General features: G+C 62.9%; 33 protein-coding genes. 25 read left to right on the top strand and 8 right to left on the bottom strand.

All coding sequences use genetic code 11. The annotated features are described in order from the left end of the window. Nucleotides 1-19: 19 nt before the first annotated feature. Genes acpS through pyrE form a run of 3 tightly spaced genes read right to left on the bottom strand, consistent with a single transcriptional unit; the run spans nt 20 to nt 1,736 of the window. Entirely contained in the window at nt 20-421 is a 402-nt protein-coding gene (gene acpS / locus WYH_RS06335) for a holo-ACP synthase (protein WP_046903170.1), read from the bottom strand. Then, entirely contained in the window at nt 418-1,158 is a 741-nt protein-coding gene (locus WYH_RS06330; protein ID WP_046903169.1) for a pyridoxine 5'-phosphate synthase, read from the bottom strand. Before WYH_RS06330 ends, acpS begins: the two co-directional genes overlap by 4 nt. Further along, nucleotides 1,155-1,736 (bottom strand): orotate phosphoribosyltransferase, encoded by a 582-nt coding sequence (gene pyrE / locus WYH_RS06325; RefSeq protein ID WP_046903168.1) that lies wholly within the window; start codon nt 1,734-1,736, stop codon nt 1,155-1,157. The genes WYH_RS06330 and pyrE overlap by 4 nt, the downstream gene beginning before the upstream one ends. 199 nt (nt 1,737-1,935) lie before the next feature. On the opposite strand from pyrE, the gene coxB reads away from it, so the two are divergent. From coxB to WYH_RS06255, 16 genes are all read left to right on the top strand, one after another. Beyond that, nucleotides 1,936-2,973 (top strand): cytochrome c oxidase subunit II, encoded by a 1,038-nt coding sequence (gene coxB, locus WYH_RS06320; protein ID WP_046903167.1) that lies wholly within the window; start codon nt 1,936-1,938, stop codon nt 2,971-2,973. Between the two features lie 38 nt (nt 2,974-3,011). Further along, a complete protein-coding gene (gene ctaD, locus WYH_RS06315) occupies nt 3,012-4,727 on the top strand; it encodes a cytochrome c oxidase subunit I (protein ID WP_046903166.1) in 1,716 nt (571 codons plus the stop codon). Nucleotides 4,728-4,844: 117 nt separating this feature from the next. Then, nucleotides 4,845-5,765 carry a heme o synthase gene (locus tag WYH_RS06310; protein ID WP_046903165.1) on the top strand — a complete coding sequence of 307 codons (921 nt, stop codon included), beginning with the start codon at nt 4,845-4,847 and terminating at the stop codon, nt 5,763-5,765. Next, on the top strand, nt 5,762-5,890 hold the full coding sequence (locus WYH_RS17265; protein WP_268908320.1) for a hypothetical protein: 129 nt from the start codon (nt 5,762-5,764) through the stop codon (nt 5,888-5,890). The genes WYH_RS06310 and WYH_RS17265 overlap by 4 nt, the downstream gene beginning before the upstream one ends. Next, entirely contained in the window at nt 5,887-6,459 is a 573-nt protein-coding gene (locus WYH_RS06305; RefSeq protein WP_046903164.1) for a cytochrome c oxidase assembly protein, read from the top strand. Before WYH_RS17265 ends, WYH_RS06305 begins: the two co-directional genes overlap by 4 nt. A 64-nt stretch (nt 6,460-6,523) precedes the next feature. After that, the gene (locus tag WYH_RS06300) at nt 6,524-7,345 is read left to right on the top strand and encodes a cytochrome c oxidase subunit 3 (RefSeq protein ID WP_046903163.1); all 822 of its coding nucleotides are present in this window, start codon (nt 6,524-6,526) and stop codon (nt 7,343-7,345) included. 97 nt (nt 7,346-7,442) lie between these two features. Further along, nucleotides 7,443-7,748 carry a DUF983 domain-containing protein gene (locus WYH_RS06295; protein ID WP_235979020.1) on the top strand — a complete coding sequence of 102 codons (306 nt, stop codon included), beginning with the start codon at nt 7,443-7,445 and terminating at the stop codon, nt 7,746-7,748. Beyond that, nucleotides 7,745-8,323, top strand: coding sequence for an SURF1 family protein (locus WYH_RS06290; RefSeq protein ID WP_244877974.1), 579 nt, complete (start codon nt 7,745-7,747; stop codon nt 8,321-8,323). The genes WYH_RS06295 and WYH_RS06290 overlap by 4 nt, the downstream gene beginning before the upstream one ends. Before the next feature lie 126 nt (nt 8,324-8,449). Beyond that, nucleotides 8,450-9,850 carry a threonine synthase gene (thrC, locus tag WYH_RS06285; protein WP_046903161.1) on the top strand — a complete coding sequence of 467 codons (1,401 nt, stop codon included), beginning with the start codon at nt 8,450-8,452 and terminating at the stop codon, nt 9,848-9,850. A gap of 78 nt (nt 9,851-9,928) precedes the next feature. After that, a complete protein-coding gene (locus WYH_RS06280; RefSeq protein ID WP_046903160.1) occupies nt 9,929-10,885 on the top strand; it encodes a class I SAM-dependent methyltransferase in 957 nt (318 codons plus the stop codon). 329 nt (nt 10,886-11,214) lie between these two features. Then, nucleotides 11,215-11,367: a hypothetical protein gene (locus tag WYH_RS16785; protein WP_156320083.1), complete on the top strand. Its 153-nt coding sequence runs from the start codon at nt 11,215-11,217 to the stop codon at nt 11,365-11,367. 353 nt (nt 11,368-11,720) lie between these two features. Continuing rightward, nucleotides 11,721-12,092, top strand: a complete 372-nt coding sequence (locus WYH_RS06275) for a dihydroneopterin aldolase (RefSeq protein WP_046904877.1) — start codon at nt 11,721-11,723, stop codon at nt 12,090-12,092. Then, nucleotides 12,092-12,424: a Rossmann fold domain-containing protein gene (locus tag WYH_RS06270; RefSeq protein WP_221232061.1), complete on the top strand. Its 333-nt coding sequence runs from the start codon at nt 12,092-12,094 to the stop codon at nt 12,422-12,424. Before WYH_RS06275 ends, WYH_RS06270 begins: the two co-directional genes overlap by 1 nt. Before the next feature lie 9 nt (nt 12,425-12,433). Then, a complete protein-coding gene (gene moaA, locus WYH_RS06265; protein ID WP_046903159.1) occupies nt 12,434-13,438 on the top strand; it encodes a GTP 3',8-cyclase MoaA in 1,005 nt (334 codons plus the stop codon). Between the two features lie 2 nt (nt 13,439-13,440). Continuing rightward, nucleotides 13,441-13,683, top strand: coding sequence for a MoaD/ThiS family protein (locus WYH_RS06260; RefSeq protein WP_046903158.1), 243 nt, complete (start codon nt 13,441-13,443; stop codon nt 13,681-13,683). A 3-nt stretch (nt 13,684-13,686) separates the two neighbouring features. Further along, entirely contained in the window at nt 13,687-14,148 is a 462-nt protein-coding gene (locus WYH_RS06255; protein WP_046903157.1) for a molybdenum cofactor biosynthesis protein MoaE, read from the top strand. A 56-nt stretch (nt 14,149-14,204) separates the two neighbouring features. Here the strand turns inward: WYH_RS06255 and WYH_RS06250 are convergent, their stop codons facing one another. Continuing rightward, a complete protein-coding gene (locus WYH_RS06250; RefSeq protein WP_046903156.1) occupies nt 14,205-14,708 on the bottom strand; it encodes a hypothetical protein in 504 nt (167 codons plus the stop codon). Between the two features lie 208 nt (nt 14,709-14,916). On the opposite strand from WYH_RS06250, the gene rplU reads away from it, so the two are divergent. The 4 genes from rplU to WYH_RS06230 all read left to right on the top strand — a co-directional run bounded on the left by rplU (nt 14,917) and on the right by WYH_RS06230 (nt 17,149). Next, nucleotides 14,917-15,381 carry a 50S ribosomal protein L21 gene (gene rplU, locus WYH_RS06245; protein WP_046903155.1) on the top strand — a complete coding sequence of 155 codons (465 nt, stop codon included), beginning with the start codon at nt 14,917-14,919 and terminating at the stop codon, nt 15,379-15,381. A gap of 18 nt (nt 15,382-15,399) precedes the next feature. After that, the gene (rpmA, locus tag WYH_RS06240; RefSeq protein WP_046903154.1) at nt 15,400-15,669 is read left to right on the top strand and encodes a 50S ribosomal protein L27; all 270 of its coding nucleotides are present in this window, start codon (nt 15,400-15,402) and stop codon (nt 15,667-15,669) included. Nucleotides 15,670-15,848: 179 nt separating this feature from the next. After that, complete coding sequence (locus WYH_RS06235) at nt 15,849-16,394, top strand: GNAT family N-acetyltransferase (RefSeq protein WP_046903153.1); 546 nt, start codon at nt 15,849-15,851, stop codon at nt 16,392-16,394. Between the two features lie 155 nt (nt 16,395-16,549). Further along, a complete protein-coding gene (locus WYH_RS06230; RefSeq protein WP_046903152.1) occupies nt 16,550-17,149 on the top strand; it encodes a TetR/AcrR family transcriptional regulator in 600 nt (199 codons plus the stop codon). Here WYH_RS06230 and ygfZ read toward each other — a convergent pair. Continuing rightward, nucleotides 17,146-17,880 carry a CAF17-like 4Fe-4S cluster assembly/insertion protein YgfZ gene (ygfZ, locus tag WYH_RS06225; RefSeq protein WP_046903151.1) on the bottom strand — a complete coding sequence of 245 codons (735 nt, stop codon included), beginning with the start codon at nt 17,878-17,880 and terminating at the stop codon, nt 17,146-17,148. The genes WYH_RS06230 and ygfZ overlap by 4 nt on opposite strands. Nucleotides 17,881-18,030: 150 nt before the next feature. On the opposite strand from ygfZ, the gene WYH_RS06220 reads away from it, so the two are divergent. Together WYH_RS06220 and pyrC are read left to right on the top strand one after the other, a co-directional pair. Continuing rightward, nucleotides 18,031-18,918, top strand: coding sequence for a DMT family transporter (locus tag WYH_RS06220; RefSeq protein ID WP_046903150.1), 888 nt, complete (start codon nt 18,031-18,033; stop codon nt 18,916-18,918). Between the two features lie 189 nt (nt 18,919-19,107). Continuing rightward, a complete protein-coding gene (pyrC, locus tag WYH_RS06215; protein ID WP_046903149.1) occupies nt 19,108-20,142 on the top strand; it encodes a dihydroorotase in 1,035 nt (344 codons plus the stop codon). A 9-nt stretch (nt 20,143-20,151) separates the two neighbouring features. Here the strand turns inward: pyrC and rarD are convergent, their stop codons facing one another. Further along, nucleotides 20,152-21,186 (bottom strand): EamA family transporter RarD, encoded by a 1,035-nt coding sequence (gene rarD, locus WYH_RS06210; protein WP_082347877.1) that lies wholly within the window; start codon nt 21,184-21,186, stop codon nt 20,152-20,154. A 3-nt stretch (nt 21,187-21,189) separates the two neighbouring features. On the opposite strand from rarD, the gene WYH_RS06205 reads away from it, so the two are divergent. Together WYH_RS06205 and WYH_RS06200 are read left to right on the top strand one after the other, a co-directional pair. Beyond that, nucleotides 21,190-21,669, top strand: coding sequence for a glycine zipper 2TM domain-containing protein (locus WYH_RS06205; RefSeq protein WP_235979019.1), 480 nt, complete (start codon nt 21,190-21,192; stop codon nt 21,667-21,669). A 168-nt stretch (nt 21,670-21,837) separates the two neighbouring features. Next, nucleotides 21,838-22,569: a hypothetical protein gene (locus WYH_RS06200; RefSeq protein WP_046903148.1), complete on the top strand. Its 732-nt coding sequence runs from the start codon at nt 21,838-21,840 to the stop codon at nt 22,567-22,569. Between the two features lie 3 nt (nt 22,570-22,572). Here WYH_RS06200 and astD read toward each other — a convergent pair whose 3' ends face one another. Next, on the bottom strand, nt 22,573-23,985 hold the full coding sequence (gene astD / locus WYH_RS06195) for a succinylglutamate-semialdehyde dehydrogenase (RefSeq protein ID WP_046904873.1): 1,413 nt from the start codon (nt 23,983-23,985) through the stop codon (nt 22,573-22,575). Between the two features lie 100 nt (nt 23,986-24,085). Further along, nucleotides 24,086-25,483: a protein adenylyltransferase SelO family protein gene (locus WYH_RS06190; RefSeq protein ID WP_046903147.1), complete on the bottom strand. Its 1,398-nt coding sequence runs from the start codon at nt 25,481-25,483 to the stop codon at nt 24,086-24,088. Nucleotides 25,484-25,548: 65 nt separating this feature from the next. Between WYH_RS06190 and WYH_RS06185 the strand changes: the two genes are divergently transcribed. After that, complete coding sequence (locus WYH_RS06185) at nt 25,549-26,412, top strand: alpha/beta fold hydrolase (protein ID WP_046903146.1); 864 nt, start codon at nt 25,549-25,551, stop codon at nt 26,410-26,412. Nucleotides 26,413-26,447: the final 35 nt, after the last annotated feature.

Below are 26,447 nucleotides of genomic sequence, written 5' to 3'. Positions count from 1 at the left end.
GAACTGCCGCCTTGCGAGCTCATAAGGGCCGGGCCTCGATAACGACGAAGGCCTGCGCCCAAGGGTGATCGTCTGTCAGGGTAAGATGTATGAGCGCCTCATGGCCTTCGGGCATGAGTTCCGCAAGGCGCAAGGCGGCGCCCCCCGTCAGATGCAGCGTCGGGGCGCCCGAGGGGGCGTTTACCACGCCGATATCCTTGTGAAAGACGCCGCGTTTGAAACCCGTGCCGACCGCTTTCGAAAAAGCCTCCTTGGCGGCGAATCTCTTGGCATAAGTGCCGGCGCGGGTCAGCACGCGCTTCTGCGCCTTCGCCTGCTCGATTTCCGTGAAGCAGCGCCGCTCGAACTTTTCGCCCCAGCGTTCCAGCGAAGCCTGGATGCGCTCTATATTACAGAGATCGGATCCCAGGCCGATGATCACCGGGCGGCATCCATCAGATCGCGCATTCGCCTTACCGCCGCTTCCAGGCCGACAAATACGGCCTCCCCGACGAGGTAATGGCCGATATTGAGTTCCGCCAATTGCGGAATCGCGGCAATCGGCTGCACATTCTCATATGTCAGGCCGTGGCCCGCATGTGGTTCGATCCCGTTCTTGGCGGCGAGGGCGGACATATCCGCTACACGCTTGAGCTGAACGGCCAGTTCCTCGCCATCTGCATGGGCATATTCGCCGGTATGGAATTCGACCACCGGCGCGCCCAGCCGCATGGCGGCCTCCAGCTGGCGTTCCTCCGGCGCGATGAACAGGCTGACCCGTATTCCGGCATCCAGCAGGCGCGAGACGAAAGGTTGCAGGCGGTTGTGCATACCCGCCGCGTCCAGCCCGCCTTCCGTCGTCACTTCCTCGCGCTTTTCCGGCACGATGCAGGCCGCGTGCGGACGATGGGCGAGGGCGATCTCGAGCATTTCGTCTGTCGCCGCCATTTCCAGGTTGAGCGGCAGATCGGTGGCGTCCTGGATTCGCTTCAGGTCGGCATCGCGAATATGGCGCCGGTCCTCCCGCAGATGGGCCGTGATTCCGTCGCCACCAACCGATGCCACGATTTCAGCCGCGCGCACGGGATCGGGATGATCGCCGCCGCGCGCATTCCTGATGGTCGCGACGTGATCGATATTCACGCCGAGCCGCAATTTCCGGGGCGGCGCAAGGCTCACTTCTTGCGGCTCCCCGGCTTTTCGAGCGGTTTTTCGGCCAGTTCAGGCGGAAGCTCGTCTTCCGCATAGGTCGGGAAATTGAGCGATACGAGCGGATAGAAGGGCACGCCCAGCTGCGCCTCGCCCGCGGACCGATCGACCAGCGCGGCTTCGGCTACGACCCTGGCGCCGGCATCGTGCACGGCGGTGATTGCCTCACGGCTGGAAAGGCCGGTGGTCACCACATCTTCCACCATCAGCACTTTTTCGCCTTCCTTCAGGGTGAACCCGCGGCGCAGTTCGAAAGTGCCGTTGGGCCGTTCAAGGAAGATCGCATCCTTGTCGAGCGCACGGCCGACTTCGTGCCCTATTATAAGGCCGCCCATCGCCGGGGATACCACCTTGTCGATGGAATTGCGCAAGTCGCGCGGCAGGGTCTGCACCAGGGCGCGGGCCAGACGGCCGGCGCGTTCCGCATTCATCAGAACCAATGCGCATTGCAGATAATGTGCGCTGTGGCGGCCGGAAGAAAGTTTGAAATGCCCTTCCAGCAAGGCGCCGCTTGCGCGGAATTCGGTGAGAACCTCTTCTTCTGTCATCTCGGGGGAAAGCCTTTCACAACACCCTGCCTGCGAGCCGCGGCGGAGCGCCTGCGTCACTTGCCTGTCGAAATTTCTCCCTAGAAGCGCTTGAGGCATGCGGCAAGCGGGCGTATAGGCGCGGCCAATCAGGGCCCTTCCCGGGCCTTCCGGGCCCGCGGGGGCGCCCCAAACATAAGAACGGAAAGCGTTAGAAACGATGAAAATCGGCGATCACGCCCGCAAGCGGATGCATATCTTCTCGTTCATCCTTGCGATATTCGCGATGCTGGCGATGCCGCAGGCGGCTTTCGCGCAGGAAGCGCCGGCGGAAGCTGGTGCGGATGCAGTGGCCGAATCTGCCGCCTCTGCGGAATCGGCTGATGCGGCCTACACGCCGCTCGGCCCAGACATGATCAAGGGTCAGCCGGAACCGGGCGCCCTGACCTTCCAGAAGCAATATTCGCCCAATGGCGAATATGCCCTTTGGATGCATGACGCTGTTCTGCTGCCGCTGATTGCGGCGATTTCCCTGCTGGTGCTGATTTTGCTGCTGGTCGTTGTCGCGCGTTACAACCGCCGCGCGAATCCGGTTCCTTCCAAGACGAGTCACAACACTCTCATCGAAGTGCTGTGGACGGGCCTGCCGGTGCTTATCCTGGTGGTGATCGCTGTCCCGTCGATCACGCTGATCTCCCGCCAGTATCAGAGCGCGCCCAAGGATGCGCTGACGATCAAGGTGACCGGGTATCAGTGGTATTGGGGTTACACCTATCCCGATAATGGCGGGTTCGAAGTGATTTCGAACATGATGCCGGAAGACGAGGCGATCGATAAGGGTCTGCCGCCGCAGCTGGCCGTGGATAACCGCATGGTTGTCCCCGTGGGTGAACCGATCCGCCTGCAGACCATCGGTGCCGATGTGATTCACTCCTTCGCCGTGCCGAGCCTCTGGTTCAAGCTGGACGCTGTGCCGGGCCGCCTGAACGAACGTGAGTTCTACGTTGAAGAGCCGGGCATCTATTACGGCCAGTGCTCGGAACTGTGCGGCGCGCGCCATGGCTTCATGCCGATTGCCGTGGAAGCGGTTCCGCGTCCGCAATTCGAAGCCTGGATCCGCTCGCAGGGCGGAACCGTCGGGGGCGAGGGCGGTGCCGAATCGACCTCTGCCCCGCTGATTGCGCCGGATTCCGCGATCGAGGGTGCTCCGGCTGCGGGTGAAGAGCCCGAGCTGGCCACGCCGGAAACCGAAGTCTGAACCGCCGCGAACACGATAGAAGTAGGGTAACGCATAAAATGGCTACCACCGCCGACACCTTTCAGGCCCATACTGACGAGCATCATCACGATGCCGATCACAAGCCGGGCTTCTTCGCTCGCTGGTTCATGTCAACGAACCACAAGGATATCGGTACGCTCTACCTGATCTTCGCGATCTTCGCGGGTGTGATCGGTGGCGCGATTTCGGGCATCATGCGCGAAGAATTGCGCGAACCGGGCATCCAGCTGCTGGGCACGGTGGCGATGTGGCTGAATGGCGGCGAGGTCGATTTCGACCAGCAGCTCCATCTCTGGAACGTCCTGATCACCGCTCACGGCATGATCATGGTCTTCTTCCTTGTCATGCCGGCGATGATCGGCGGCTTCGGCAACTGGTTCGTTCCGATCATGATCGGCGCGCCGGATATGGCCTTCCCGCGCATGAACAATGTGTCGTTCTGGCTGACTGTTGCAGGTTTCTGCAGCCTGATGGCTTCGACCTTCGCTCCGGGCGGTACAGGCATGGGTGCCGGTACTGGCTGGACGGTCTACGCGCCGCTTTCGACTTCCGGCTCCGCCGGTCCGGCCGTGGACTTCGCCATCTTCGCGCTGCACCTTGCCGGTGCATCCTCCATCATGGGCGCGATCAACTTCATCACCACGATCTTCAACATGCGCGCGCCGGGCATGACCCTTCACAAGATGCCGCTGTTCGTCTGGTCGATCCTGGTGACGGCGTTCCTGCTCCTGCTCGCTCTGCCGGTTCTGGCGGCTGCAATCACCATGCTGCTGACGGACCGCAATTTCGGCACGACCTTCTTCGATCCGGCCGGCGGCGGTGACCCGATCCTGTATCAGCACCTGTTCTGGTTCTTCGGGCACCCTGAAGTGTACATCATGATCCTGCCGGGCTTCGGCATCATCAGCCAGATCGTCTCGACCTTCTCGCGCAAGCCGGTCTTCGGTTATCTCGGCATGGCCTACGCCATGGTCGCGATCGGCGTGGTCGGCTTCATCGTGTGGGCGCACCACATGTATACGGTCGGCCTGGACGTGAACACAAAGATGTATTTCACGGCCGCAACCATGGTCATCGCGGTGCCCACCGGCATCAAGATCTTCAGCTGGATCGCCACGATGTGGGGTGGTTCGATGGAATTCAAGTCGCCGCTGGTCTGGGCGCTTGGCTTCATCTTCCTCTTCACGGTTGGCGGCGTGACGGGCGTCGTGCTCGCCAATGGCGGCGTGGACGACAACCTGCACGACACCTATTACGTGGTGGCGCACTTCCACTATGTGCTGTCGCTCGGTGCGGTGTTCGCCCTGTTCGCCGGCTTCTACTACTGGTTCCCGAAGATGAGCGGCCGGATGCATTCCGAACTGCTGTCGCACATTCAGTTCTGGGTGTTCTTCGTGGGCGTGAACCTGATCTTCTTCCCGATGCACTTCCTCGGGATGAACGGTATGCCGCGCCGCTATCCGGACTATACCCCGGCCTACCAGTACTGGAACGAGATCGCGACGATCGGCTACGAGATCATGGCTGTCTCGATCGTGATCTTCTTCGTCAACATGATCTACGCCTTCACGGCCGGCAAGAAGGCCGCTCCGAACTACTGGGGTGAAGGTGCGACGACGCTGGAATGGTCGCTGTCGAGCCCGCCGCCGTTCCACCAGTTCGAAACGCTGCCCGTGATCGAGGACCATCACACGTCCGACAATCACATCGGGCCCGCTCCCGCCAAGGCGTAAAGCGGCCGCCCCCGCCGGGCAGTACAAGGCAAGAGGGGGCGCATCGGATACGGTGCGCCCCTTTTAGCAGGAAGTGTCCGCCAGGCCGGACATTATTGGGAATATCAGGATTTGAGTTTGACCGCCGCCCCGACCACGCAACCGCTTCCCGCCGAATGGCGCGATTTTTTCGCGCTGACCAAGCCGCGGGTCATGAGCCTTGTGGTATTCACGGGGCTGTGCGGTCTGCTCGCCGCGCCGGGGCATATCCACCCGGTGATCGGTTTTACCGCGATATTGTGCATCGCCATGGGCGCAGGCGGGGCCGCCGCGCTTAACCAGTGGTGGGAAGCCGATATCGATGCGGGGATGAAACGCACGGCAAAGCGTCCGCTTCCGCAAGGCAAGCTGACCCGCACTGACGCGCGTGATTTCGGCATCGCACTGTCAGCGGCGTCGGTGGGAATCATGGGCGTGGCCGTGCATTGGCTGGCCGCGATCATCCTTGCGCTGTCGATAGTCTATTACGCCGTTCTCTACACGATCTGGCTGAAGCCGCGCACGCCGCAGAACATCGTCATCGGGGGCGGGGCAGGGGCGTTTCCGCCGCTGATCGGATGGATCGCCGTGACGGGCGAGATCACCGCAATGCCGCTGCTGCTGTTCGCGATCATCTTTGTATGGACGCCGCCGCATTTCTGGGCGCTCGCGCTGTTCGTCAAGACGGACTACGCCAAGGTCGGCATTCCGATGATGCCTGTGGTTGCCGGTGAAGCGGCAACGCGCCGTCAGATCCTTGCCTATTCCCTCATCCTCTTCGTCACCAGCCTGGTGCCGTGGTGGATCGGCGGAACCGGCGCGCTCTACGGCGTGGCTGCCGCATTGCTTTCAGGCGGATTCGTCGCGCTTTCGATCCCGGTTGCGTTCCGCAGCAGCGAAGATGGCGACGCGATGAAGCCGGAGAAGAAATTATTCGGCTATTCGGTCATTTATCTCTTTGCGCTGTTCGCGGCGCTGGTTGCCGACCGGCTTATCCTCGGGCAGGGCCTTTTCGCATGACACCTGAAGAAGAAGATCGTCTGAAGCGGGCAAGGAAAGGGCGCAATATCGTCCTCGGCCTTGTGTTGGCCGGGTTTGTCGTGCTGTTTTACGCCATCACCATAGCAAGGATTGGTGGGCAATGACGCAGGTCGCACTCGCTAGCAAGAATCTCCGCGTGGGCGTTTTCGCCCTGTTACTCGCCCTGGGAATGCTCGGGCTCGGCTACGCAGCCGTGCCGCTATATCGCCTGTTCTGCCAGGTGACGGGCTTTGCCGGCACGACTCAGCGCGCGACGGCCAGCGATGCGGACATTGCCGCCCGCCTGGCGCAAAGCGCGGGTGCCCGGACCATGTCGATCCGTTTCGATGCGAATCTGGAACGCGGGATGCCCTGGACCTTCCAGCCGAAACAGGTGACTGACACGGTCCAGATCGGGCAGCGGGACATGGCCGTTTACGTTGCACGCAATAATTCCTCGCGCCCGATTACGGGCAGCGCGACCTTCAATGTGGAGCCGGAACAGGCCGGCGCCTATTTCAACAAGATCCAGTGTTTCTGCTTTACTGAACAGACGCTTCAGCCGGGTCAGGAAGTCGATATGCCGGTCCTCTATTTCGTGGACCCCAAGGCGCTCGACGACCCGAACATGAAGGATGTGGAGCAGATCACGCTGAGCTACACCTTCCACGAGGCTGAGGGACCCGCTTCCTAGCCACTGGACCAACGCGTTTCCCCGAATTAAGGGCAGCTGCAAACAAGGATCAGGACGAGAGCAAATGGCCGGCGCCAAGAACCACGATTACCATATCCTGCAGCCCGATATCTGGCCCTTCGTGGCTTCGATGTCGGCGCTCACCTTTACCACCGGCATGGTGCTGTTCATGCACGAAATGGCGGCGGCGCATATTGTCCTGGGTCTCGGCATTGCCGGCCTGATCGCCACCTTCTTCGGGTGGTTCTCCAAGATCATCCAGGAAGGCCGCGCTGGCGACCATACGCCAGTCGTGCAATTGCACATGCGCTACGGCATGATCCTGTTCATCGCTTCGGAAGTGATGTTCTTCGCCGGCTGGTTCTGGGCCTGGTTCGACTTTGCCCTGTTCCCGACGGACATGGTCGAAGTCATCGGGGGCATCTGGCCGCCGGAAGACATTCACGCCGTGATGGATCCCTTCGCCCTGCCGCTGCTCAACACGATGATCCTGCTCTGTTCGGGCACGACATTGACCTGGGCGCATCATTCGCTGATCCATGGCGATCGCGAAGGTTTGAAGAAGGGCCTGTGGGCCACGATCCTGCTGGGTATCCTGTTCAGCGCGATCCAGGCCTATGAATATATGCATGCGCCGTTCGGTTTCGGCGGCAACACCTACAGTTCCGCCTTCTACATGGCGACCGGCTTCCACGGCTTCCATGTCATCGTCGGCACGATCTTCCTGATCGTCTGCCTGCGCCGCACCTATGTGGGCGATTTCACTCCGAAAGCGCATTTCGGTTTCGAAGCCGCCGCCTGGTACTGGCACTTCGTGGACGTGGTCTGGCTGTTCCTCTTCATCGTCGTCTATGTCTGGGGCGGCTGGGGCGCCGAGTACCACTGAGCCAGTGAACAATAGTGAACCGCATGAGAAGCCGCGGCCAGCATCGCTGGCGGCGGCTTCCGTGTTTGGGCTGTGTCCCAGATGCGGCGGCAAGACGATGTTCGAAGGCTTTGTCCGATTCGCGCCGCGCTGCCGTTCCTGCGGGCTCGATTATTCCAGCTTCAATGTCGGGGATGGCCCAGCCGCCTTTCTCACCCTGATCATCGGTGCGATCGTGGTCGTGCTGGCGATCTGGCTGCAGCTCGCGGTGGAGCCGCCCTTGTGGGTTCATCTGGTCCTGTGGGTTCCGCTGACCATAGCCGGGGTGATTCTGGGCCTGCGCGTGGTGAAGGGCGCTCTGCTGATCATCGAATATCGACGCGGCGCAGTGGAAGCGCGCCGCCCGCCGGACGGACAAGAGTGACACGCAAGCTTCCCATCTTCGCGACATTGGTGGTTGGCGCCGCAGTTGCCACCATGATCGCCCTTGGCATCTGGCAGATGAACCGCGCCGGGTGGAAGGCGGATCTCCTCTCGCGTTATGAAACCGCGCTGGAAGATTCCGATCCGGTGGCCTGGCCGCGCGATCCCGCTGGCTATGAGGCGGCACTTTACCGCCGATCCTCGGTCAATTGCACACAAGTCACCGCGCGCGATGCCATTGCCGGGCGTTCCGAAAGCGGGGAAACGGGCTGGGCGCAGACGGCGACCTGCATTCTTCCGGATGGCGAAAGGGCTGTCGTCGCCCTTGGCTGGGCGCGCGATGTTGAAACGCGCGATTGGGAAGGCGGCACGGTTCAGGGCTATGTCTCACCGGCGGGGGAGGGTGTGCGCCTGGTGGCCGCGCCCGCACAGGCCGGGCTGGAACAGCTTGCCCGGCCCGACCCGAACGATCTGCCGAACAACCATTTGTCCTATGCGGTGCAGTGGTTCTTCTTCGCGGCGACGGCGGTGGTGATCTATCTGCTGGCTCTTCGCCGCCGGCGGAAGGACGGCTGACAGCCGCGAGCCTGCCTGGAAGGGGGAATTTCCGCGGCGTGTGAAGGGCGCGGCGCAGCAAAACCTTCACCTCATCCGTCGGCTTGCTTGCCCTGCGGCGCAGGCCCCGCTAACCGCTCGCCCATTATGGACTACATATCCACCAGGGGGAGCGCTCCGGCGCTGGATTTCGAAGGCGTGACCCTGACCGGTCTCGCCGCCGATGGCGGGCTTTACGTGCCGCGCGACTGGCCGCAATTTTCAGCGGACGAGATCGCGGCCATGGCCGGGCTGTCCTATGTGGAACTGGCGACGAAGATCATGATGCCCTTCGTCGGCGACAGCCTCACGGAAGAGGAACTGTTCGATCTGTGCAAGCGCGCCTATGGCCGCTTCGCGCATGAGGCGGTGACCCCGCTCAAGCAGTTCGACCAGCAGCACTGGCTGCTGGAACTGTTCCACGGCCCGACGCTGGCGTTCAAGGACGTGGCGCTGCAATTGCTCGGCCGCCTGTTCGAAACCTTCCTGGCGCGTCGCGATCAGCGGCTGACCATTGTCGGCGCGACCAGCGGCGATACCGGCTCCGCCGCGATTGACGCGGTGGCAGGCCGTGAAAACATCGATATCTTCATGCTCCACCCCAAGGGGCGGGTCAGTGATGTCCAGCGCCGGCAGATGACCACGGTTCTGGCGCCCAATGTGCACAATATCGCCATCGAAGGCAGTTTCGACGATGCGCAGGCGATGGTGAAGCGCATGTTCGGCGATACGCAGCTGACCGGCCGTTTCCGCATCGGTGCCGTCAATTCGATCAATTGGGCGCGGTTGATGGCGCAGGTGGTCTATTATTTCGCGGCCGCGCTGCAATTGGGCGCGCCGGCCCGCAAGGTTGCCTTTGCCGTGCCGACGGGTAATTTCGGCGATGTCTTTGCCGGCTATGTCGCCGCCCGCATGGGCTTGCCGATCGAACGGCTGATCGTGGCGACCAATGTGAACGATATCCTGCACCGTGCCCTGTCCAGTGGCGATTATTCCACCGGGACGGTGACGCCCACGGCGGCGCCTTCTATGGATATCCAGGTCAGTTCCAATTTCGAACGGCTGCTGTTCGATGTCGGCGGGCGCGATGGGGCGGCCCTGGCGGAACAGATGCGGGGCTTTGAAAAGAGCAAGGCGATGCAGCTCACCAATGCCCAGCGCGAAGGAGCGGCGGCGATGTTCACCAGCGCCCGCGCCGATGCGAATGAAATGGTGCGCGCCATGGCCTGGGCGTGGGACAAATGCGCCGAAATGATCGATCCGCACACTGCCATCGGCCTCCACGCCGCGCGGGAAGCGGGGCTTGACCGCGACATTCCCGTGGTCACGCTGGCAACGGCGCATCCGGGCAAGTTCCGCGATGCGGTGGAGCGGGCAACGGGCGTTCGCCCGTCGCTGCCCACGCGCGTCGGGGATCTGTTCGAACGGGAAGAGCGGCTTGTCGAACTGCCCGGCGAATATGACGCCGTGGCCGCCTATGTCGCGGAGCACGCGACGCCTTCCGCCTGATGCCACAGCCCGGCTACCTTCCCCGACACCCGCTCGTCCTGAGCCTGTCGAAGGACAGTCACAACACTGGCGGCCCGCATGGCTGAGCTGAAGCTACAACCGCTGGTGATGACGGGCGAGGGCTGGGCCGATTACGGTCTGGTCGATAGCGGGCATGGGCGGAAGCTGGAACGCTACGGTCCCTATCGCTTCATTCGGCCGGAACCGCAGGCCATGTGGAGCCCGCGCCTGCCCGATTGGGACGCGCATGGCGAATTCGTGCCCGGTTCGGACGAGGATGGCGGCGGGCGCTGGCACTATATGCGCGATGTGCCTGCCGATGGCTGGCCGCTAGCCTGGAACGAGGCGAAGTTCACCGCGCAATGCACGCCCTTCCGTCATCTCGGCTTCTTCCCCGACATGGCCCCCGTGTGGGACTGGATGCGCGGGCGGCTCGGCTATTCACCCCTTGATCGTCATCCCCGCGCAGGCGGGGATGACGAAGGGACGGGCGGCGCAAGGGGTACGCTCAACCTGTTCGGCTATACCGGCGTGGGCACGCTGGCGCTCAGCGAATGCGGCCCGGTCACCCATGTCGATGCCAGCAAGAAATCGGTCGCCCAGGCGCGGGAAAACGCCGCCCTGTGCGGTATGGAAGACCGCCCGATCCGCTGGCTGGTGGACGATGCCGCCAAATTCGCCGCCCGCGAAGTGCGGCGCGAGCGGCTGTATGACGGCATCATCCTCGACCCGCCAAAATTCGGCCGCGGCCCGAAGAACGAGACCTGGCGACTGGAAGAAAGCCTGCCCGGCCTGATCGGCGATTGCCGCCAATTGCTGGATGCAGACAGCCGCTTCCTGTTCCTGACCGTCTATGCCGTGCGCATGAGCAGCCTGGCGCTGGGCGGATTGCTGGCGGAACATTTCGCCGGCCTGCCCGGAACGATCGAACATGGCGAACTGGCCGTGCGCGAGGATGCCCTTCGTCAGGCTCAGGATGACCGGAGCGCCCGCCTGCTACCCACCGCAATCTTCGCGCGGTGGAGCGGGGATTGAGCGCGGGCTAGCGCGGCCACGCGAAACGGACGATCTGTGGAGGTATCAGGCTGTTTGCAGCCCTATAGGTGGGGATTCAGCAGTTTGAAGAATGCAAACATCACTGAAATCGAGATGGCTTATAGTTACGGTGCTGTCCGTGTCTGAAGCTGGCGTTTGCTTGATATGATCTCATCACCATTTCAGGTGGTGATGAGGCGTCACTTTCCAAGGCGGTCCGTGCACTCCACGCAGCAGCCGCGACGAGCAACTTCGAGTTTAATGATGCGAAGACCCAAGGGCCGGGGCCAGAGGTGACAAGCTTCAATATCCAGTTCGGGTCAGGCCGAATGGAAGTCATCGAGGACCGAATGGCCGAGTTCGAGGTCGCAATCCGTGATGGCTCTGAAAGGGCCATCCGCAGCATTCTTGGCTACGTTGAAGCGGTGAATGGTGCTCAAGCGGAGAGACTGCATGAAATAGTGGGCACTGAAAAGAGCTAGGCCGCTCTTGCTATTTCGATCATATCGTTCGATTCTTGAGGGGCTCGCGGGTTTATCAAGTTGTAGCAAACATCCGTAATAGGGCGTTTCCAGTCGTCTTCCGAACCTCGAACGTGCCTTTCCTACATCCAGCCGTCCATGCTTCCTCCACCTCATGCCAACAAGTGCCGGCCATCCCCCTCCCGAACGCTCCAAAAACCGCCTACGCACCCGGCGGAAATTTCCCGCACATAACCCTGTTCCAACCGTTCCAGCCGTGCTCCCTGCGCGACGAAGCGAGGCTTTGTTGCCGCTCGCTGGACAAGCGGGCTTATCGCTGCCATCCGCGCGCAATTCTGAAGGGGAGCTTGCATTTGGCCGACAGCCTGATCCTGGAAATCGCGGATTTCGTGCACATGGTGCATACCGGCATCTATTCGGAAGAGACCGGCAAGCCGCAGCCCTTGCGCTTCACCATTCAGGTGCAGATGAAGCCGATCGAGCATTACGATGCCGATACGCCGCTGGAAGCGAGCAAGAATTACATGGACCTGAAATTCGCGGCCAGCGACGCGTTGCCCGAAGGGGTCCATTTCAAGCTGATCGAGGCAGTGGCCGACCATGTCTGCGAAACCCTGTTCCTGCAGGATGACCGGGTGGAGGCGGTGACGGTGAAAATCGTCAAGCTGGCGCTGAGCGTGGAGCAGGAACAGATCGGCATCACGCTGCGGCGCGAACGTCGGTGATGGTGCAGGCCGTGCTGAAAGTGGGGGACCTTCCGGATTCTCCGCTGGATGCGGCGGCCCGGTTCCATGCGCATTATCTGCCACTGGCACGGGCGGCGCTGGGGGATGGGCGGGATCTCGCCCTCCTGTTCGGTCCGGCGGGCAAGCCCCATGCAGGCTGGCGGCTATCCGCCGTTCAGGAACTGGCGCGCGAAGCGGCTCCGCACCGGGTCAATGCGGTGGCGGGAGAGGATGAGGATGCGATTGCCGAGACTTTGCGCTGGCTGGACAATGCGCCGGGCGTGACTGGCCAAATCCTGCAGGTGGATGGCAAAAACGGTCAGAAGGGCTAGATAAGAAATATGAGCTGTTCCACCGGCCCCCTAGTCGACGCTTTCAACCGGCGGATTTCCTATCTGCGCCTGTCGGTGACGGACAGGTGCGATCTGCGCTGCACTTATTGCATGCCTGAAAGGATGCAGTTCCTGCCGCGCAAGGAAGTGCTGAGCCTGGAAGAACTGCACAAGCTCTCTCTCGCTTTCATCGAACGCGGCATTACCAAGATCCGCCTGACGGGCGGCGAGCCGCTGGTGCGCCGCGACGTGATCGAACTGGTCCGTGCCATCGGCCGGAAGCTGGGGGACGGGCTGGATGAATTGACGCTCACCACCAATGGCACGCAGCTGGAACAGTTCGCGAAAGATCTGGCTGCGGCCGGGGTGAAGCGGATCAATGTCTCGCTCGACACTATGGATTCGGGCCTGTTTGAAAAACTGTCCCGCCGGGACCGGCTCAACCGGGTGCTGCGCGGCATTGCCGCGGCCAGGGATGCGGGGCTGAAGGTCAAGCTGAATACGGTGGCGCTGAAGGGGCTGAACGAGGAAGAAATCCCATTCCTGGTCGAATGGGCTCACCGGCATGGCCATGACATCACACTGATCGAAACGATGCCGCTGGGCGATGTGGAGGAAGACCGCGTCGATCATTATCTGCCGCTGCCGGCGGTGCAGGATGCGCTGGAAAAACGCTGGACGCTGACCGCATCCGATTATGCGACGGGCGGCCCTTCGCGCTATTTCGACATTGCCGAAACGGGCGGGCGGATCGGGTTCATCACCCCGCTGACCAATAATTTCTGCGCATCGTGCAATCGCATTCGCGTGACTGCCACGGGCCAGCTCTATGCCTGTCTGGGCGGGGCGGAAAAGGTGGATCTGCGCGCGGCCCTGCGGTCCGAAACGCCGGATGAACTGCTTGCCGATGCGCTGGACGAAGCGATGCGAATCAAGCCGGAACGCCACCATTTCCGCATCGAACGCGGCGCCGCCCCGGCGCAGCCGCGCCACATGTCCCTGACCGGAGGCTGAGCGTGGCTGTGAAGCTGGTCCTGCTCGGCAAGCTGGCCGATCTGGCGGGTGCGCCCGAAATGAACCTGAATGCTCCGCTGAACTGGAACGGCCTGCTCGATGCGCTGCACGGCCCGCTTGGCGAAGCGGCGCAGGGCGAAAAGGTGAAGCTGGCCAGGAATGGCAAGATCCTGCCCGACAAGACCGCCCTGTTCGCACAGGATGGGGACGAGATAGCCCTGCTGCCCCCCGTCAGTGGCGGGTAAGGCATGAAGGACGTCCGCCTCCTGTCCGAAACCTTCAATCCCGGCGTTCTGGTCGGCTCGTTCACCGATGCCAATCCCGGGCTGGGCGGTGTTTGCAGCTTTGTTGGCGAAGTTCGCGGCGATGACGCGGTGGAGGCGCTGGAGCTCTCGCATTACGAGCCGTTGACCCTGGCCGGGATGAACGATCTTGCGGATCAGGCGCTGGCGCGCTTCGGCCTGATGGGCATCCTGATCGTCCACCGCGTCGGCCAGATGCGCGTGGGCGAACCGATCGTCCTCGTTTCCGCAGCGGCCCGGCACCGGCGCGAGGCGATACAGGCGGTGGATTTCACCATGGATCACCTCAAGTCCGACGCGTGGTTCTGGAAACGGGAATTGCGCAAGGATGGCTGGCACTGGATCGAACCGCGCGATCAGGATCACGCCGATCTCGCCCGCTGGCAGGATGGCGCCGCCGGGAATTGATTACGCCGGAGGCCCGCCAGTCTCCGCGCATTTGCCTGTGGATATGTCGCGGCCTTCTATCGAAGCTGCGCTTCCAGCCGGGCGATCGCCGCGTCTTCCTCTTCCGCCAGGGCGGACACCTGCCGGTGAAGGCCGGCGATCTGTTCCAGCTCGGCGCCTTCGACGGCGGCGGTGACATACAGGCGATCGAGGCTGGCGAGGGCGACAAGCGTGCGGCTGCGGCTGGCCTCCAGGCTGGCGAGGGCGAGCTGGGCGCGGGCCCAGCTGTCACTGCCTGCTTCGGCGCTCAACCGGCCATTGCCGCCGCTGGCCACGCGTGCGGCCATGATCTGGAACTGGCGGTGCGCTTCCGCGGCATCCTCCGCCAATTGCGCTGCATCGTCCAGCGTCGCCTGGGCCAGAGGTTCGGGGGACCACGGCACGCTTTCGACCGGCTGGGCAGTGCCCTGTACCCGCTCAACCTCCCTTATGGCGAGGCTGGGATAGCTATCGGGCGCCGTGGTGCATGCCGTGGCCGGCACCATCATGGCGGAAATGAGCAGGATGCGCTTGAAATCCATGCTCAGGTCTTTAGCTCGACCGGGCAGGGCATTCCAGCAGTGGAATTTCCGGGGCTGAAAGATTGCCCGGCCGGTGCGCAGCCGTTGACACAAGTCACGCCTTCGCCTAACGGCTCCGCACTTTCCGGTGCCCGCTGGGCGCCTTTTTGTCGTTAGCATCGGCTCACGCTGATGGGGGCGACAACCAAGAAGAACGGATTTGATAACCATGTTCGCAGTAGTGCGCACGGGCGGCAAACAGTATCGCGTCGCCGAAGGAGACAAGATCGCGGTCGAGAAACTGGCGGGCGAAGCCGGTGAAACGATCGAGCTGGGCGACGTCCTGCTCGCAGGCGAGGGTGATTCGCTGGCTGATGCCGGCAAGGTCAAGGTTTCGGCCGAGATCATCGCCCAGGCCAAGAGCGAGAAGGTGTTCGTCTTCAAGAAGCGCCGCCGGCACAATTACCGCCGTCGCGCCGGCCACCGCCAGCAGATGACCCTGCTGCGCATCGTGTCGGTTGGCGAAGGCAAGGCTGCGCCGAAGAAGGCCGCTGCTGCCAAGTCGCATGACGCCGAAAAGCAGGAACCTGCCAAGGGCGCCGACGTGAAGAAGGAAACCAAGGCCAAGAAGGCCGCGCCCGTCAAGGATGGTGCCGCTTCGAAGCCGGCCGCCAAAAAGGCGGATAGCGAGTAAGTCGAGGAGTAGAGCGCAATGGCACATAAAAAAGCAGGCGGTTCGTCCCGCAACGGTCGCGACTCTGCCGGCCGTCGCCTTGGCGTTAAGAAGTTCGGCGGTCAGGAAGTGATCGGCGGCAACATTATCGTGCGTCAGCGCGGCACGAAGTTCTATCCGGGCTCCAATGTGGGCATCGGCAAGGACCACACGCTGTTTGCGCTGGAAGCCGGCCGCGTGCGTTTCCACGACGGCAAGCTCGGCCGCAAATACGTATCGGTCGACATGATGGCCGAAGCCGCCGAATAAGCGGATGACTCGATAAAAGGGTCATCCAACGGGATGGCCCCGCCGGGCGGCGAATAGCCCGGCCAAGAGGGAGATGGGGCCAGACCCGTCTCCCTTTTTTAGTCTCCTTCGCAAAGACAGCGTCATATCTCCCTGCCAGACAAGGAAATGCAGGGGGGAAGACGTCGAGGGAGGACAAGATGTTCATCCGGACCGAACGGCTGTTCCTGCGGCCGGTATTTCCCGAAGACTGGCGGGCCGTCCATGCCGCCATCGCGGACGAGCGAATCGTTCGTATGCTTGCCTGCGTGCCCTGGCCTTATGGCGAGGCGGAGGCGCAGCGATTCTGCGCGGAAGAAGATGGCGCCTGTCGTTTCGCGATCACGCTGCCGGGCCGCAAGGGCGCGGCGCTGATCGGGATGATCGGCCTGCGTGATGAAAGCGAAGGTCTGGAACTCGGATACTGGATCGCCCGGCCCTATTGGGGGCAGGGCTTTGCCGTGGAAGCCGGGCAGGGCGTGCTCGACACGGCCCGGGCGCTGGGCCGGCACCGGATCCTGGCCGGACATTATCTCGATAATCCGGCATCGGGCAGGGTTCTGGAAAAGCTGGGATTTATCCGGACGGGCGAGATTCGGCCAACTTTCTGCCAGGGACGGGGCGGTGAAATGGTGCTCGCCCGGCGATACGCATTGCAAGCGGCGGAGCCGACCGGCAGCGATGCCGGAGTGGTTGCATCCGCGTGAACCATGGGCGGATGATCGCAGCTTATTCACCGCGCCGGTCAACCGCCCCGCCGTGGCGCGTGCCGGGCAGGCTTTCATTCGCTTGCGGGCGCGGCCCTCTGCACCTAGGCGATGCCCAAGGGGCGGACGCCAGCGGAGGGAGGACAATCGAACATATGGCCATACGCAAGAGATTGCCGCCGGAGGAAAGCCGCCGCCTTGCGCTGGAAGCCGCCCGCGTCCTGCTGGTTGAAGCCGGTCCGCAAAGTGTCACCCTGAAGGCTGTGGGCGCGCGAATCGGGCGGACCCATGCCAATCTGCTGCATCATTTCGGCTCTGCCGCCGGATTGCAGCAGGCGCTGGCGCAGCATCTGGCGGAAACCGTGTGCGAATCGATCAGCGAAGCGGTGCTGGCCACGCGCGCCGGTATCGGTTCGCCGCGTGAAGTCGTCGATCTTACCTTCGATGCCTTCGATCGGGAGGGCGGGGCCGCGCTGGCCAGCTGGATGATGCTGTCGGGCAATGAGGATGCGCTTGATCCGATCATCCGGACGATCGACCGGCTGGTGGATGAACTTCACCCGCAGGAAAAACAGGCCGGCGCGCAGCGCATCATGCATGAAGCGACCACGGCGCTGGTCCTGCTGGCGCTGGGCGATGCGCTGATCGGCGAACGGCTGGCAGGCTCTCTTGGCGTGAACCGCAGCACCGCGCGCGACAAGGCGGAAGAGATGCTGTGCGCTTCCTTTGCGGAAAGCGGGGATATGGGAAGCTAGTCGCTTCCTTCCAGCTGGATCCAGCCGGGCACGAGATCGGGATCGATCGAATCGACGCGCAAGTGATCCACCGCCAGTCCCAGTTCCGGATAGGTGGTCTTGCGGCGTTTTTCTTCCGAACGGTCCAGCGGCACCACGATCAGCCGGCGATTGATTTTCTGCCGCCAGTTCATCCGTGCCGTGTTTTCCTGCCCGACATAGCAGCCCTTGGAAAAACTGACGCCGTGCAGTTCCACGGCATTGGTTTCCAGCCACAATATGTCGCCCAGTTCGGCACGGCCTTCCGCCACGCCGCAATGCAGCCGGTGGCGCAGCCAGGCATCGTCCACGGGAACGTCATTTTCCGTTACGGCCGCGATCCAGCGCTGTCCCAGATCGGCAAGGCGCGGATCGGGCGCGCCGCCATCGCCGAGATCGGCCTGCCAGAACACGCCAAGGCCATAATCGATTTCTATCCGGATCTTGCGCCGCAGGCGATAAAGCGACAGCCGCTTTACCAGATCTTCCGCATGGTCAGCCTCGCAATCGAGCAGCAGCGATCCGTCCGCGCCCGGCCAGACCAGCATATCGAACATCGCCTTGCCTTGCGGGGTTAGCAGCCCGGCATAGACGGGCAATTCGCCGCTCACGTCATTGGTCAGCAGGCCCTGCAGGAACGCTTCCACATCTTCGCCTGGTTCATCGGGTGCGACGCGGATCACGGCGCGGCTAAAAAGTCTTTCATCGGCCATGGCGGCAAGGTGGGGCTTTCACATCACAAGTCAACATCCGTGGCAGGTCGCCACCTTTGGCGTCCGGGGAAAGACGCCATGACTGGACCGGATAGCGGGGTAGGCCGGGCAGGGCTGCCCTTGTCGGCGGGAAGCTGGTAGGCCCCGGCAATGCCGCTGCGCAGCTTCCTGTTGCTCGTTCTGATCTGCCTGATCTGGGCGCTGAATGTCGTCGTCAGCCGGCTGGTGGTGGACGAGATGCAGGTGCCGCCGCTCTTCTATGCCGCGGCGCGTTCGCTGGTGGTGTTGATTGCCCTGCTGCCCTGGTTGCTGCCGATCCCGGAAAGGCTGGGGCGGGTTCTCCTCGTCACCTTTGCGGTCAGCGGTGGATCCTTTTCGCTGCTTTTCATCGGCTTGCAGGATGCGACCCCCTCCGCATCCGCAATTGTCAGCCTGTCCAGCGCACCGCTGACCGTGTTGTTCGCCATCGTAATACTGGGTGAACGAATCGGCTGGCGCCGCGCGGTCGGCATCGGTTTCACCTTTGTCGGCGTGGGCGTGGCAATCGCATCCCCCAGCGGCTGGTCCAGCAGTTATGGCCTGCTCTTCGTCTTTGCATCCTCCGTCGTCGGTTCGCTCGGTTCAGTGTTCCTGAAACGGGTGGAATTATCCTCTCTCCAGTTGCAGGCCTGGGCGGCGTTTGGATCGGTGCTGGTCCTTCTGCCGCTCAGCGCTATCGGCGAATCGGGGCAATTGGCGGCATTGTCCGCCTCGGGCTGGAAATTTGCCGCGGCGCTCGCCTTTTCGGGCGTCGTGGTCTCGCTCGGCGCGCACACGCTCTATTTCAGCTTGCTCAAGACCTATGATGCCAATCTCATCGCGCCGCTCACGCTCATGACCCCGATCATGACCATTGCCGCCGGGGCATTGCTGACGGGCGATAGCGTGGGTTTCTATCTCGTGCTGGGCGCCGCCATTGCTGCTGGCGGCGTGCTGGTGATCCTGGTGAGGCCGAGCCGCAAACTGTTCAAGCCATTGCTGGTCAGGCCGAGATTGTAGGGCAGACCCCAAACCCGCCACGGCCCGGCAGTCCTGTCTGTCCTACCCCGGCGCCTTGTGGCATGGGCGCCCGCATGTGTGACAGCCAGCCCCTTCCGCCGCTCGATTTCGGCAGGAGTGTGGCGGCCGGAAATCAATCGCCTGAACAGTGTTCCAACTGTTCCAGGGTCAAGGCTGAAAGGCGCTGAGATGAACGAGATTACCATTCGCCGACCGGATGACTGGCATGTCCATTTGCGCGATGGCGCCATGCTGCGCGGCGTGGCGGATTTTACCGCGCGGCAATTCGCCCGGGCGATCGTGATGCCCAATCTCACGCCCCCGGTCACGCGGGCGGCGGACGCGGTAGAATATCGCCAGCGGATCATGGACGCGCTGGGCGCGGGCGCGGATTTCACGCCGTTGATGACCTGTTACCTGACCGATGCGACCGATCCGGAAGATCTGGCGCAGGGCCATGCGGAAGGCATCTTCACCGCGGCCAAGCTCTATCCCGCCGGGGCGACGACCAATTCCGCCAATGGCGTGACCGATATCGCCAATATCTATCCGGTGCTGGAAAAGATGCAGGAGATCGGCATGGTCCTGTGCGTCCATGGCGAAGTGACCGATCCGGACATCGATATTTTCGACCGTGAGGCGGTGTTCATCGAACGCATTCTCGGTCCGCTGTTGCAGGATATGCCGGGCCTGCGGGTGGTGTTCGAACATGCGACCACGGCGGAGGCGGTGGCCTTCGTGGGCATTACGGGCCCCAATGTGGCAGCCACGATCACGCCGCAGCATCTCCATATCAATCGCAATGCCATGCTGGTCGGCGGGATGCGGCCCCATGCCTATTGCCTGCCCGTGGCCAAGCGGGAAAAACACCGGCTGGCCCTGCGCAAGGCGGCCACATCGGGTTCGCGCAAATTCTTCCTCGGCACGGACAGCGCCCCCCATGCGAAGGAAGCCAAGGAATCGGCCTGTGGTTGCGCGGGTATCTTCAATGCGCCCTATGCGCTGGAAAGCTATGCCACCGTGTTCGATGAAGAAGGCGCGCTGGACCATTTCGAAGCCTTTGCCAGCCTGAATGGACCGCATTTCTATGGCCTGCCGGTCAATGAAGGCACGGTGACGCTGGAAAGGGCGGAAGTGGAAGTGCCGGCACTGGTGGAGGCGGGGGGCAGCAGCCTTGTCCCGTTCCATGCCGGGCAGACCCTTGGCTGGCGCCTCCGGGCCTAGCCTGCCCTGTCAGGCCGAGGCGCTGCTTGCGGCTTTCTGGTCCTGCCGGGCACGGTGGCTGCTGCGAACCAGGTCCCAGATGAACAGCGCCGCCGCCGCCCAGATCGCCGCGAAACAGGCGAGCTGGGCGGGGTGCAGTTCCTCCCCGAAAACGAACATGCCCAGCAGGAACACGATGGTGGGTGAGAGGAATTGCAGGAACCCGATCACCGTATAGGGCATCCGCCGCGCGGCCGTGGCGAAGAGCAGGAGCGGCGTGGCTGTCATCGGGCCGCTGCCCATGATGGCGATGGCGAGGGCAAGGCTTTGCCCCATGGCCGGGCCTTCCGGCGTGGCCCAGAACCAGGCTAGTATCGCGAGGGAAAGCGGCAGGAGAATGAAGGATTCCACTGTCAGCCCGACCAGCGCCCCGGCGGCAACCGTTTTGCGAAGCAGGCCGTAAACCGCGAAGGTGATCGCCATGGAGAGGCTGATCCACAATGTCGTCAACGCCCCGCCGGCCAGGGCGGCAACGCCGATACCGGCCAGCGTAACGGCTGCCCATTGCCGCCGCGTCAGCCTTTCACCCAGCACCAGCAGGCCGAGCAGCATCATGATCAGCGGCAAAATGTAATAGCCGAGGCTGGCGGCATAGACATGATCGTTCTGGATCGCCCAGACATAGAGGAACCAGTTGATCGCGATCATCGCCGAACTGCCAAGCAGGGTGAGCAACGCCTTGCGGTTGCGCAGCACCTCCACCAATTGCGCGCCCTGCCGGCGCAGCGCCACTATTGCCAGGCACAGGGGCAGCGTGAAAATCAGCCGCCAGGCGACAAATTCCAGCGAAGGCACGGCCTTCACCAGAATCAGATAGATCGGCATGGAGCCCCAGATCGCATGGGCCCCCAGGGCGAAAGGCAGGCCGCTGCCGATTTTCTGATGCGTGCCGGTCACCTCTTGCGGGTAGGCGTGCGACAAAGCCCCGGCAAGTGCGACAAATTGATGCAAGGCTGACAGGCTGGTTGCATGGCGTTCATAAAAGAGGGCGTAAAGCTGAACCATCGAATGAATGACACGATGGAGCTCAAAGCCATGCACAAGCTGTTCAAGACCGCCGCCCTGGGCCTCGCCGCTACCGGCATGGCAGCCAGCGTCCCCGCCAGTGCGGCGGATTTCGCCACGCCCGCCCATCGCGCCGCTGCGCCCGTTCAGCAGGACTGGCAGCACAGCCGCGATCGCGGCCGTCACGAAGGCTGGTATCGCGGGCGCGGAAATCAGAACCGCTATGGCCGGGACTATGATTATCGCCGCGCCGGATATGACGATCGCGTCTATCGCGACACCCGCGTCTGGCGCGGCAATGACGGCCGCACCTATTGCCGCAAGAGCGACGGCACGACCGGCCTGATTGTCGGTGGTGCGCTGGGCGCGCTGCTTGGCCGGGAGATCGATGGCGGGCGCGACCGCACGCTTGGCACCATTCTCGGCGCTGCCGGTGGTGCGTTGCTGGGCAAGGAAGTGGATGGCGGCACACGCTGCCGTTGATCGACCAGGGGCCTTCGGGTCGCACCGGCAAAGGCCCTGTGGGCGCCCGGACCGTCGCAACGGCCGGGCGCCCACTGCCTTTTACGGGCAGGCCTGTTTCGCGACAGGGGCGGTTATTCTGCCCGCACGTAAACCTTTTCTCCGCCTCTCCGGGATAGGGCGGGCGCCATGAAACGCGATCTCCGATTCACCATGGCGCTGCCGCTTCTTGCCGCCCTCGGCCTTTCCGCTTGCGGAGATAGTGCCGATGAACCACAGGCCGCGGCCGAAATCGATCCTGCCCTGACCGGCGCGCTGGGCGAACAGATCATGGTCGATCCCGACCTGATCGGGCAGAACCGCGCCAATAATGCCGCCAGTATCGCTTCGGGCGATGGCTCGGTGCCGACGCTCGATCTCGGGCCGGCGGCGATCGAGGCTGCTCGTGCCGATGCGCTGAAGCTGGTGGGCGGGCAGGGCCAGATGCGCGATGCGCCTGAGCCGCGCGAAGTGGCGGGCGCCTTGCCCGAAAATGCCGCCTTGACGGCCGCCGCGCGCGCTGCGGCTGCGCCGGGCGGCAGCGGCGATTGTGCGCAGAAGGTTGAATATACGATGCAATGGGCGGCGAAACTGCCCGTTTCCTTTCCCGTATATCCGCGCGGTGCCGTGCAGGAAGCAGCCGGCACCGACCGGGATGGCTGTTCGCTGCGAGTGGTGAATTACCAGACCCCCGCGCCGATCGGGGAGGTGATGAATTTCTATTTCACAATGGCCAGCAAGGCCGGTTTTTCCGCCCAGCATGTGTTGCAGGATGGCGATAATGTTCTGGGGGGCGTGAAGGACGCATCATCCTTCGTCGTCTATGCCCGCCGCCTGGCCAATGGCGCCACCGAAGTGGATCTGGTTACCAGCGTCAGATAGTGTTTACTGCGTGAAGCCCACGCCCACGCTGGCACGCGGCTGTTCCATCTCCGTGCTGGCCACTGGATAGGCGCAGTAATCGGCAGCATAGAAGGCCGCCGGGCGGTGATTGCCGGACAGGCCGATCCCGCCGAAGGGCGCTGCGGAAGATGCGCCATTGGTCGGCCGGTTCCAGTTGACGATGCCAGCCCGGATATTGGCCCAGAAACGGTTATATTCCTGCGGATTGCCACCCACCAGAGAGGCGGAAAGGCCGAAACGCGTATTATTCGCCTCGGCAATCCCTTCGTCGAAATCGTCCACTTTCACGATTTGCAGCAACGGGCCGAACAATTCGACATCGGGCCGTTCCGCCATGTTGGTCGTGTCGATCAGGCCAGGCGTCAGGAAAGGCAGATCGCCCTGCGGCCGGCGCATATGGCTGATTGCCTTGCCGCCATTGGAAATCAGGTAGAGAAAGCTTTCGGTCAATTGATCGGCAGTGTTGGAATCGATCACTGGCCCCATATAGGGTTGCGGATCGTCGAACGGCGCGCCGATGATCATCCGGTCGGTCAGCTTCTTCACTTCACCGACTACCGCATCATACATGTCCGATTTGACGATGAGGCGCCGCGCCGCCGTGCAGCGCTGCCCGGCCGTGGTGAAGGCCGATTGCACGATCAGGGTGGCGGCATCCGCGATCAGCGGCGTGTTCCACACCATGATCGGATTGTTGCCGCCCATCTCAAGCGCGACGATCTTGCCCGGATTGCCGGCCAGCTTGCGATTGATCGCGATGCCGACCTGCGCCGATCCGGTGAACAGCACACCGTCCACGTCATCATGGGCGACCAGCGCCTTGCCTTCATCCGGTCCGCCGAGGAGGATCTGCACCAGATCCGGTTCGATCCCCGCCTTGTGGAAGCAGGATATCAGCATCGCGCCGACGGCGGGCGTCTTCTCGCTGGGTTTCAGGATCACCGCATTGCCGGCGATCAGGGCCGGGATGATGTGGCCATTGGGCAGATGGGCGGGGAAATTATACGGGCCCAGCACGGCCATTACGCCATGCGGCTTGTGCCGCAGCGCGGCCGTGCCCTGCAGCGCGCTGTCCAGCTTGCGCTGGCCGGTGCGTTCCGCATAGGCGCGTACCGAAATTTCGACCTTGGCGATTACCGCTTCGACTTCGGTGCTCGCTTCCCATAGCGGCTTGCCGGTTTCCCGCGCGATCAGTTCGGCGAATTCACCCTGGACCTTGCGCACTTCATTGGCGAAGCGGCGCACCAGCTCTATGCGATTGGCCAGCGGTTGCGATGCCCATTTCGGCCATGCCCGGCGCGCGCGGGCGACGGCATCATCGACATTACCGATCGGACCGCGCCAAAGCTCGGCCCCGGTGGCCGGTTCGTAAGAGATGATTTCGTTCTGGCTCACAGGCTTGCCGCCGGTCTGGCTACCGGAATTGATGTCATCCCCAGCTGATAGCTTGCTCGGTACTTCCATGCCAGTGCAGGTAGTGCGTTACTCCACCGGTTCAAATATTTCCCGCCGGAGACGGATGCTTGCCGTGCGCAGCGCCCATAACCCGCAGCGCCTCGACCTTGTCGGCCAATGGCTGCCAGTCATCATGCTCGGCAATGGAGGCCCAGATTGCTTCGACCTCGTCGATCAACATGGCCTGCGGTTCTTCGCCTTCCCAATAGGGATGGCCGCTGTTCAGCGGTTCGTATCCGCGCAGCTTTTCTGCCAGCTGGCCCGCAGCGTTGCGTCCGCCGCGATGCGCAAAGAAAAAGGCGTCCGGCCCGATCCCCAATTCCCGCATCGTTCCTTCTGCCGCTTCGATAAGGCTGAAATCCTGCTCCAGCCCGCGGCTTTGCACGCCCAGGCGCCAGGTGAAGCGACGGCTCATGGCATTGTGATAAAGATCGCCAAATCTTTCGAGGGCGGCAATCAGCGGCGGCGCATCCACCAGGCGCCGCAGGGCAATCGCCAATTGGGCGAGATTCCAGCGAATCGCTTCCGGCTGGCGCCCGAAGGCATAGAGGCCGGCATGATCGAAATAGGCGGCGGTGAAGGCCGGATCCCATGTCGGCAGCCAGCGCCAGGGGCCGTAATCGAAGCTCTCCCCGGTAATGTTCATATTATCGGTATTGAGCACGCCGTGAACGAAACCCGCCACCATGTATGATGCGGCTAGATCGGCCATGCGCTCCACCGCCTGATGCATCAGGATCACGGCTGGTTCGTCCCGTCCGGGCGCATCCTCCGGCGGTTGCGGGCCAGGGAACTGGGACAGGCAATAATCGACCAGTTCGCGAAGATGATCGTCTTCGCCAAGGACGGCGAGACGCTGGAACGCGCCGATGCGGATATGGGAATGGGACAGCCGCACCATCACGGCGGACCGTGTGGGCGAAGGTTCGTCCCCGCGCACCAGTTCCTCCCCCGTTTCGACGACGGAGAAGGTTCTGGACGTGTTGACGCCCAGCGCTTCCAGCATTTCCGTGGCCAGAATTTCGCGAACCGCGCCTTTCAGCGTCAGCCGCCCGTCGGCCGTGCGGCTATAGGGGGTCTGCCCGCTGCCCTTGGTGCCCAGATCGAGCAGGCGCCCGTCGCCATCGCGCATTTGCGCAAACAGGAAGCCCCGGCCATCGCCGATATCGGGATTATACACGCGGAACTGATGCCCGTGATAACGCAGCGCCAGCGGCTGGGGCAGATTGTCGGGCAGAGGGGCGAACCCGGCGAAATGGTTCAGCCATTCCTGGTCGGAAAGTTCCGCCAGCCCCACGGCACGATCCCATCGCCGGTTGCGAAAACGCAATTCGTGGCGGGGGAATCCTGCTGGCTCCACTGCATCGCCAAGCCATTCGGCCAGGTTCAGTATTTGCGGATCGGGGCGGTATGGCGCGGCTTGCGGTTCTGGTCGCATCCTTCCATTAGTGGGCACGGAATGGCGGCCGCGCAACCGTGTGGCCGGATCAATGGGACGGGTCGATGGGCGAAGCCCCTTATACAGAAGGCGAGTGGACGAGCGCGGATGGGCTGACGCTGCGTTATCGCGATTATCCCGGGCGCGATGATCGCCCGGCGATCCTGTGCATCCCCGGCCTGACCCGCAATGCCCGCGATTTCGAGCCGGTGGCCGATGCCTTTGCCGGGGAATGGCGCGTGGTCTGCCCCGATCTGCGCGGACGCGGGCAGAGCGATTATGCCAGGGATCCCGCCAGCTATACGCCTGCATCCTATGTCGCGGACATTGCCGCCCTGTTCGATCAGGCGGAGCTGGGCCGGGTCGTGGCGATCGGCACATCGCTGGGCGGGATCGTGATCATGTTGCTGGCGCTGCAATCGGCCGATCGGTTCGCGGGCGTGGTGCTGAACGATATCGGCCCGGAAGTGGAAGAAGACGGGCTGGACCGGATCCGCGACTATGTGGGGCAGGGGCGCAGCTTTCCCACCTGGATTCACGCCGCGCGGGCGCTGAAGGAACAGAATGGGGATGCTTATCCCGAATTCGAACTGTCGGACTGGTTGCGCCTGTCCAAGCGGATGATGTGCGTGGGTGGCAGCGGGCGCATTGCCTTCGATTACGATATGAAAATTGCAGAGCCTTTTCATGCGCCGCAAGGGGCCGAGCCCCATGACATGTGGCCGGCATTTCGCGCCCTGGCGGGGCGCCCGCTGCTGACCCTGCGGGGTGAATTGTCGGACATACTTTCCACCGGCACCCTGGCCCGGATGCAGAAGGAAGTGCCGGACATGGAAGCGGTTGTCATACCGGGTAAAGGCCATGCGCCGACCCTGGAAGAACCGCTGGCGCAACAGGCAATCGCCGCATTGCTGGCAAAATGCGCATGACCGGGAAGCAGGGAAGGCCGCGCATCCTGCATCTC

The organism is Croceibacterium atlanticum, assembly GCF_001008165.2.
In the GTDB taxonomy this organism is placed as follows: domain Bacteria; phylum Pseudomonadota; class Alphaproteobacteria; order Sphingomonadales; family Sphingomonadaceae; genus Croceibacterium_C; species Croceibacterium_C atlanticum.
The sequence above is the reverse complement of the archived record's forward strand: the minus strand, read 5'-3'. Positions and strand labels throughout refer to the sequence as shown.

Bases quoted from the DNA above. Each gene is read 5' to 3' on its own strand.
- pyrE (WP_046903168.1), bottom strand. From the start codon at position 1,736: ATGACAGAAGAAGAGGTTCTCACCGAATTCCGCGCAAGCGGCGCCTTG.
- coxB (WP_046903167.1), top strand. From the start codon at position 1,936: ATGAAAATCGGCGATCACGCCCGCAAGCGGATGCATATCTTCTCGTTC.
- ctaD (WP_046903166.1), top strand. From the start codon at position 3,012: ATGGCTACCACCGCCGACACCTTTCAGGCCCATACTGACGAGCATCAT.
- WYH_RS17265 (WP_268908320.1), top strand. From the start codon at position 5,762: ATGACACCTGAAGAAGAAGATCGTCTGAAGCGGGCAAGGAAAGGGCGC.
- WYH_RS06305 (WP_046903164.1), top strand. From the start codon at position 5,887: ATGACGCAGGTCGCACTCGCTAGCAAGAATCTCCGCGTGGGCGTTTTC.
- WYH_RS06300 (WP_046903163.1), top strand. From the start codon at position 6,524: ATGGCCGGCGCCAAGAACCACGATTACCATATCCTGCAGCCCGATATC.
- WYH_RS06295 (WP_235979020.1), top strand. From the start codon at position 7,443: ATGTTCGAAGGCTTTGTCCGATTCGCGCCGCGCTGCCGTTCCTGCGGG.
- thrC (WP_046903161.1), top strand. From the start codon at position 8,450: ATGGACTACATATCCACCAGGGGGAGCGCTCCGGCGCTGGATTTCGAA.
- WYH_RS06280 (WP_046903160.1), top strand. From the start codon at position 9,929: ATGGCTGAGCTGAAGCTACAACCGCTGGTGATGACGGGCGAGGGCTGG.
- WYH_RS16785 (WP_156320083.1), top strand. From the start codon at position 11,215: ATGGAAGTCATCGAGGACCGAATGGCCGAGTTCGAGGTCGCAATCCGT.
- WYH_RS06270 (WP_221232061.1), top strand. From the start codon at position 12,092: ATGGTGCAGGCCGTGCTGAAAGTGGGGGACCTTCCGGATTCTCCGCTG.
- moaA (WP_046903159.1), top strand. From the start codon at position 12,434: ATGAGCTGTTCCACCGGCCCCCTAGTCGACGCTTTCAACCGGCGGATT.
- WYH_RS06255 (WP_046903157.1), top strand. From the start codon at position 13,687: ATGAAGGACGTCCGCCTCCTGTCCGAAACCTTCAATCCCGGCGTTCTG.
- WYH_RS06250 (WP_046903156.1), bottom strand. From the start codon at position 14,708: ATGGATTTCAAGCGCATCCTGCTCATTTCCGCCATGATGGTGCCGGCC.
- rplU (WP_046903155.1), top strand. From the start codon at position 14,917: ATGTTCGCAGTAGTGCGCACGGGCGGCAAACAGTATCGCGTCGCCGAA.
- rpmA (WP_046903154.1), top strand. From the start codon at position 15,400: ATGGCACATAAAAAAGCAGGCGGTTCGTCCCGCAACGGTCGCGACTCT.
- WYH_RS06235 (WP_046903153.1), top strand. From the start codon at position 15,849: ATGTTCATCCGGACCGAACGGCTGTTCCTGCGGCCGGTATTTCCCGAA.
- WYH_RS06230 (WP_046903152.1), top strand. From the start codon at position 16,550: ATGGCCATACGCAAGAGATTGCCGCCGGAGGAAAGCCGCCGCCTTGCG.
- ygfZ (WP_046903151.1), bottom strand. From the start codon at position 17,880: ATGGCCGATGAAAGACTTTTTAGCCGCGCCGTGATCCGCGTCGCACCC.
- WYH_RS06220 (WP_046903150.1), top strand. From the start codon at position 18,031: ATGCCGCTGCGCAGCTTCCTGTTGCTCGTTCTGATCTGCCTGATCTGG.
- pyrC (WP_046903149.1), top strand. From the start codon at position 19,108: ATGAACGAGATTACCATTCGCCGACCGGATGACTGGCATGTCCATTTG.
- rarD (WP_082347877.1), bottom strand. From the start codon at position 21,186: ATGGTTCAGCTTTACGCCCTCTTTTATGAACGCCATGCAACCAGCCTG.
- WYH_RS06205 (WP_235979019.1), top strand. From the start codon at position 21,190: ATGAATGACACGATGGAGCTCAAAGCCATGCACAAGCTGTTCAAGACC.
- WYH_RS06200 (WP_046903148.1), top strand. From the start codon at position 21,838: ATGAAACGCGATCTCCGATTCACCATGGCGCTGCCGCTTCTTGCCGCC.
- WYH_RS06190 (WP_046903147.1), bottom strand. From the start codon at position 25,483: ATGCGACCAGAACCGCAAGCCGCGCCATACCGCCCCGATCCGCAAATA.
- WYH_RS06185 (WP_046903146.1), top strand. From the start codon at position 25,549: ATGGGCGAAGCCCCTTATACAGAAGGCGAGTGGACGAGCGCGGATGGG.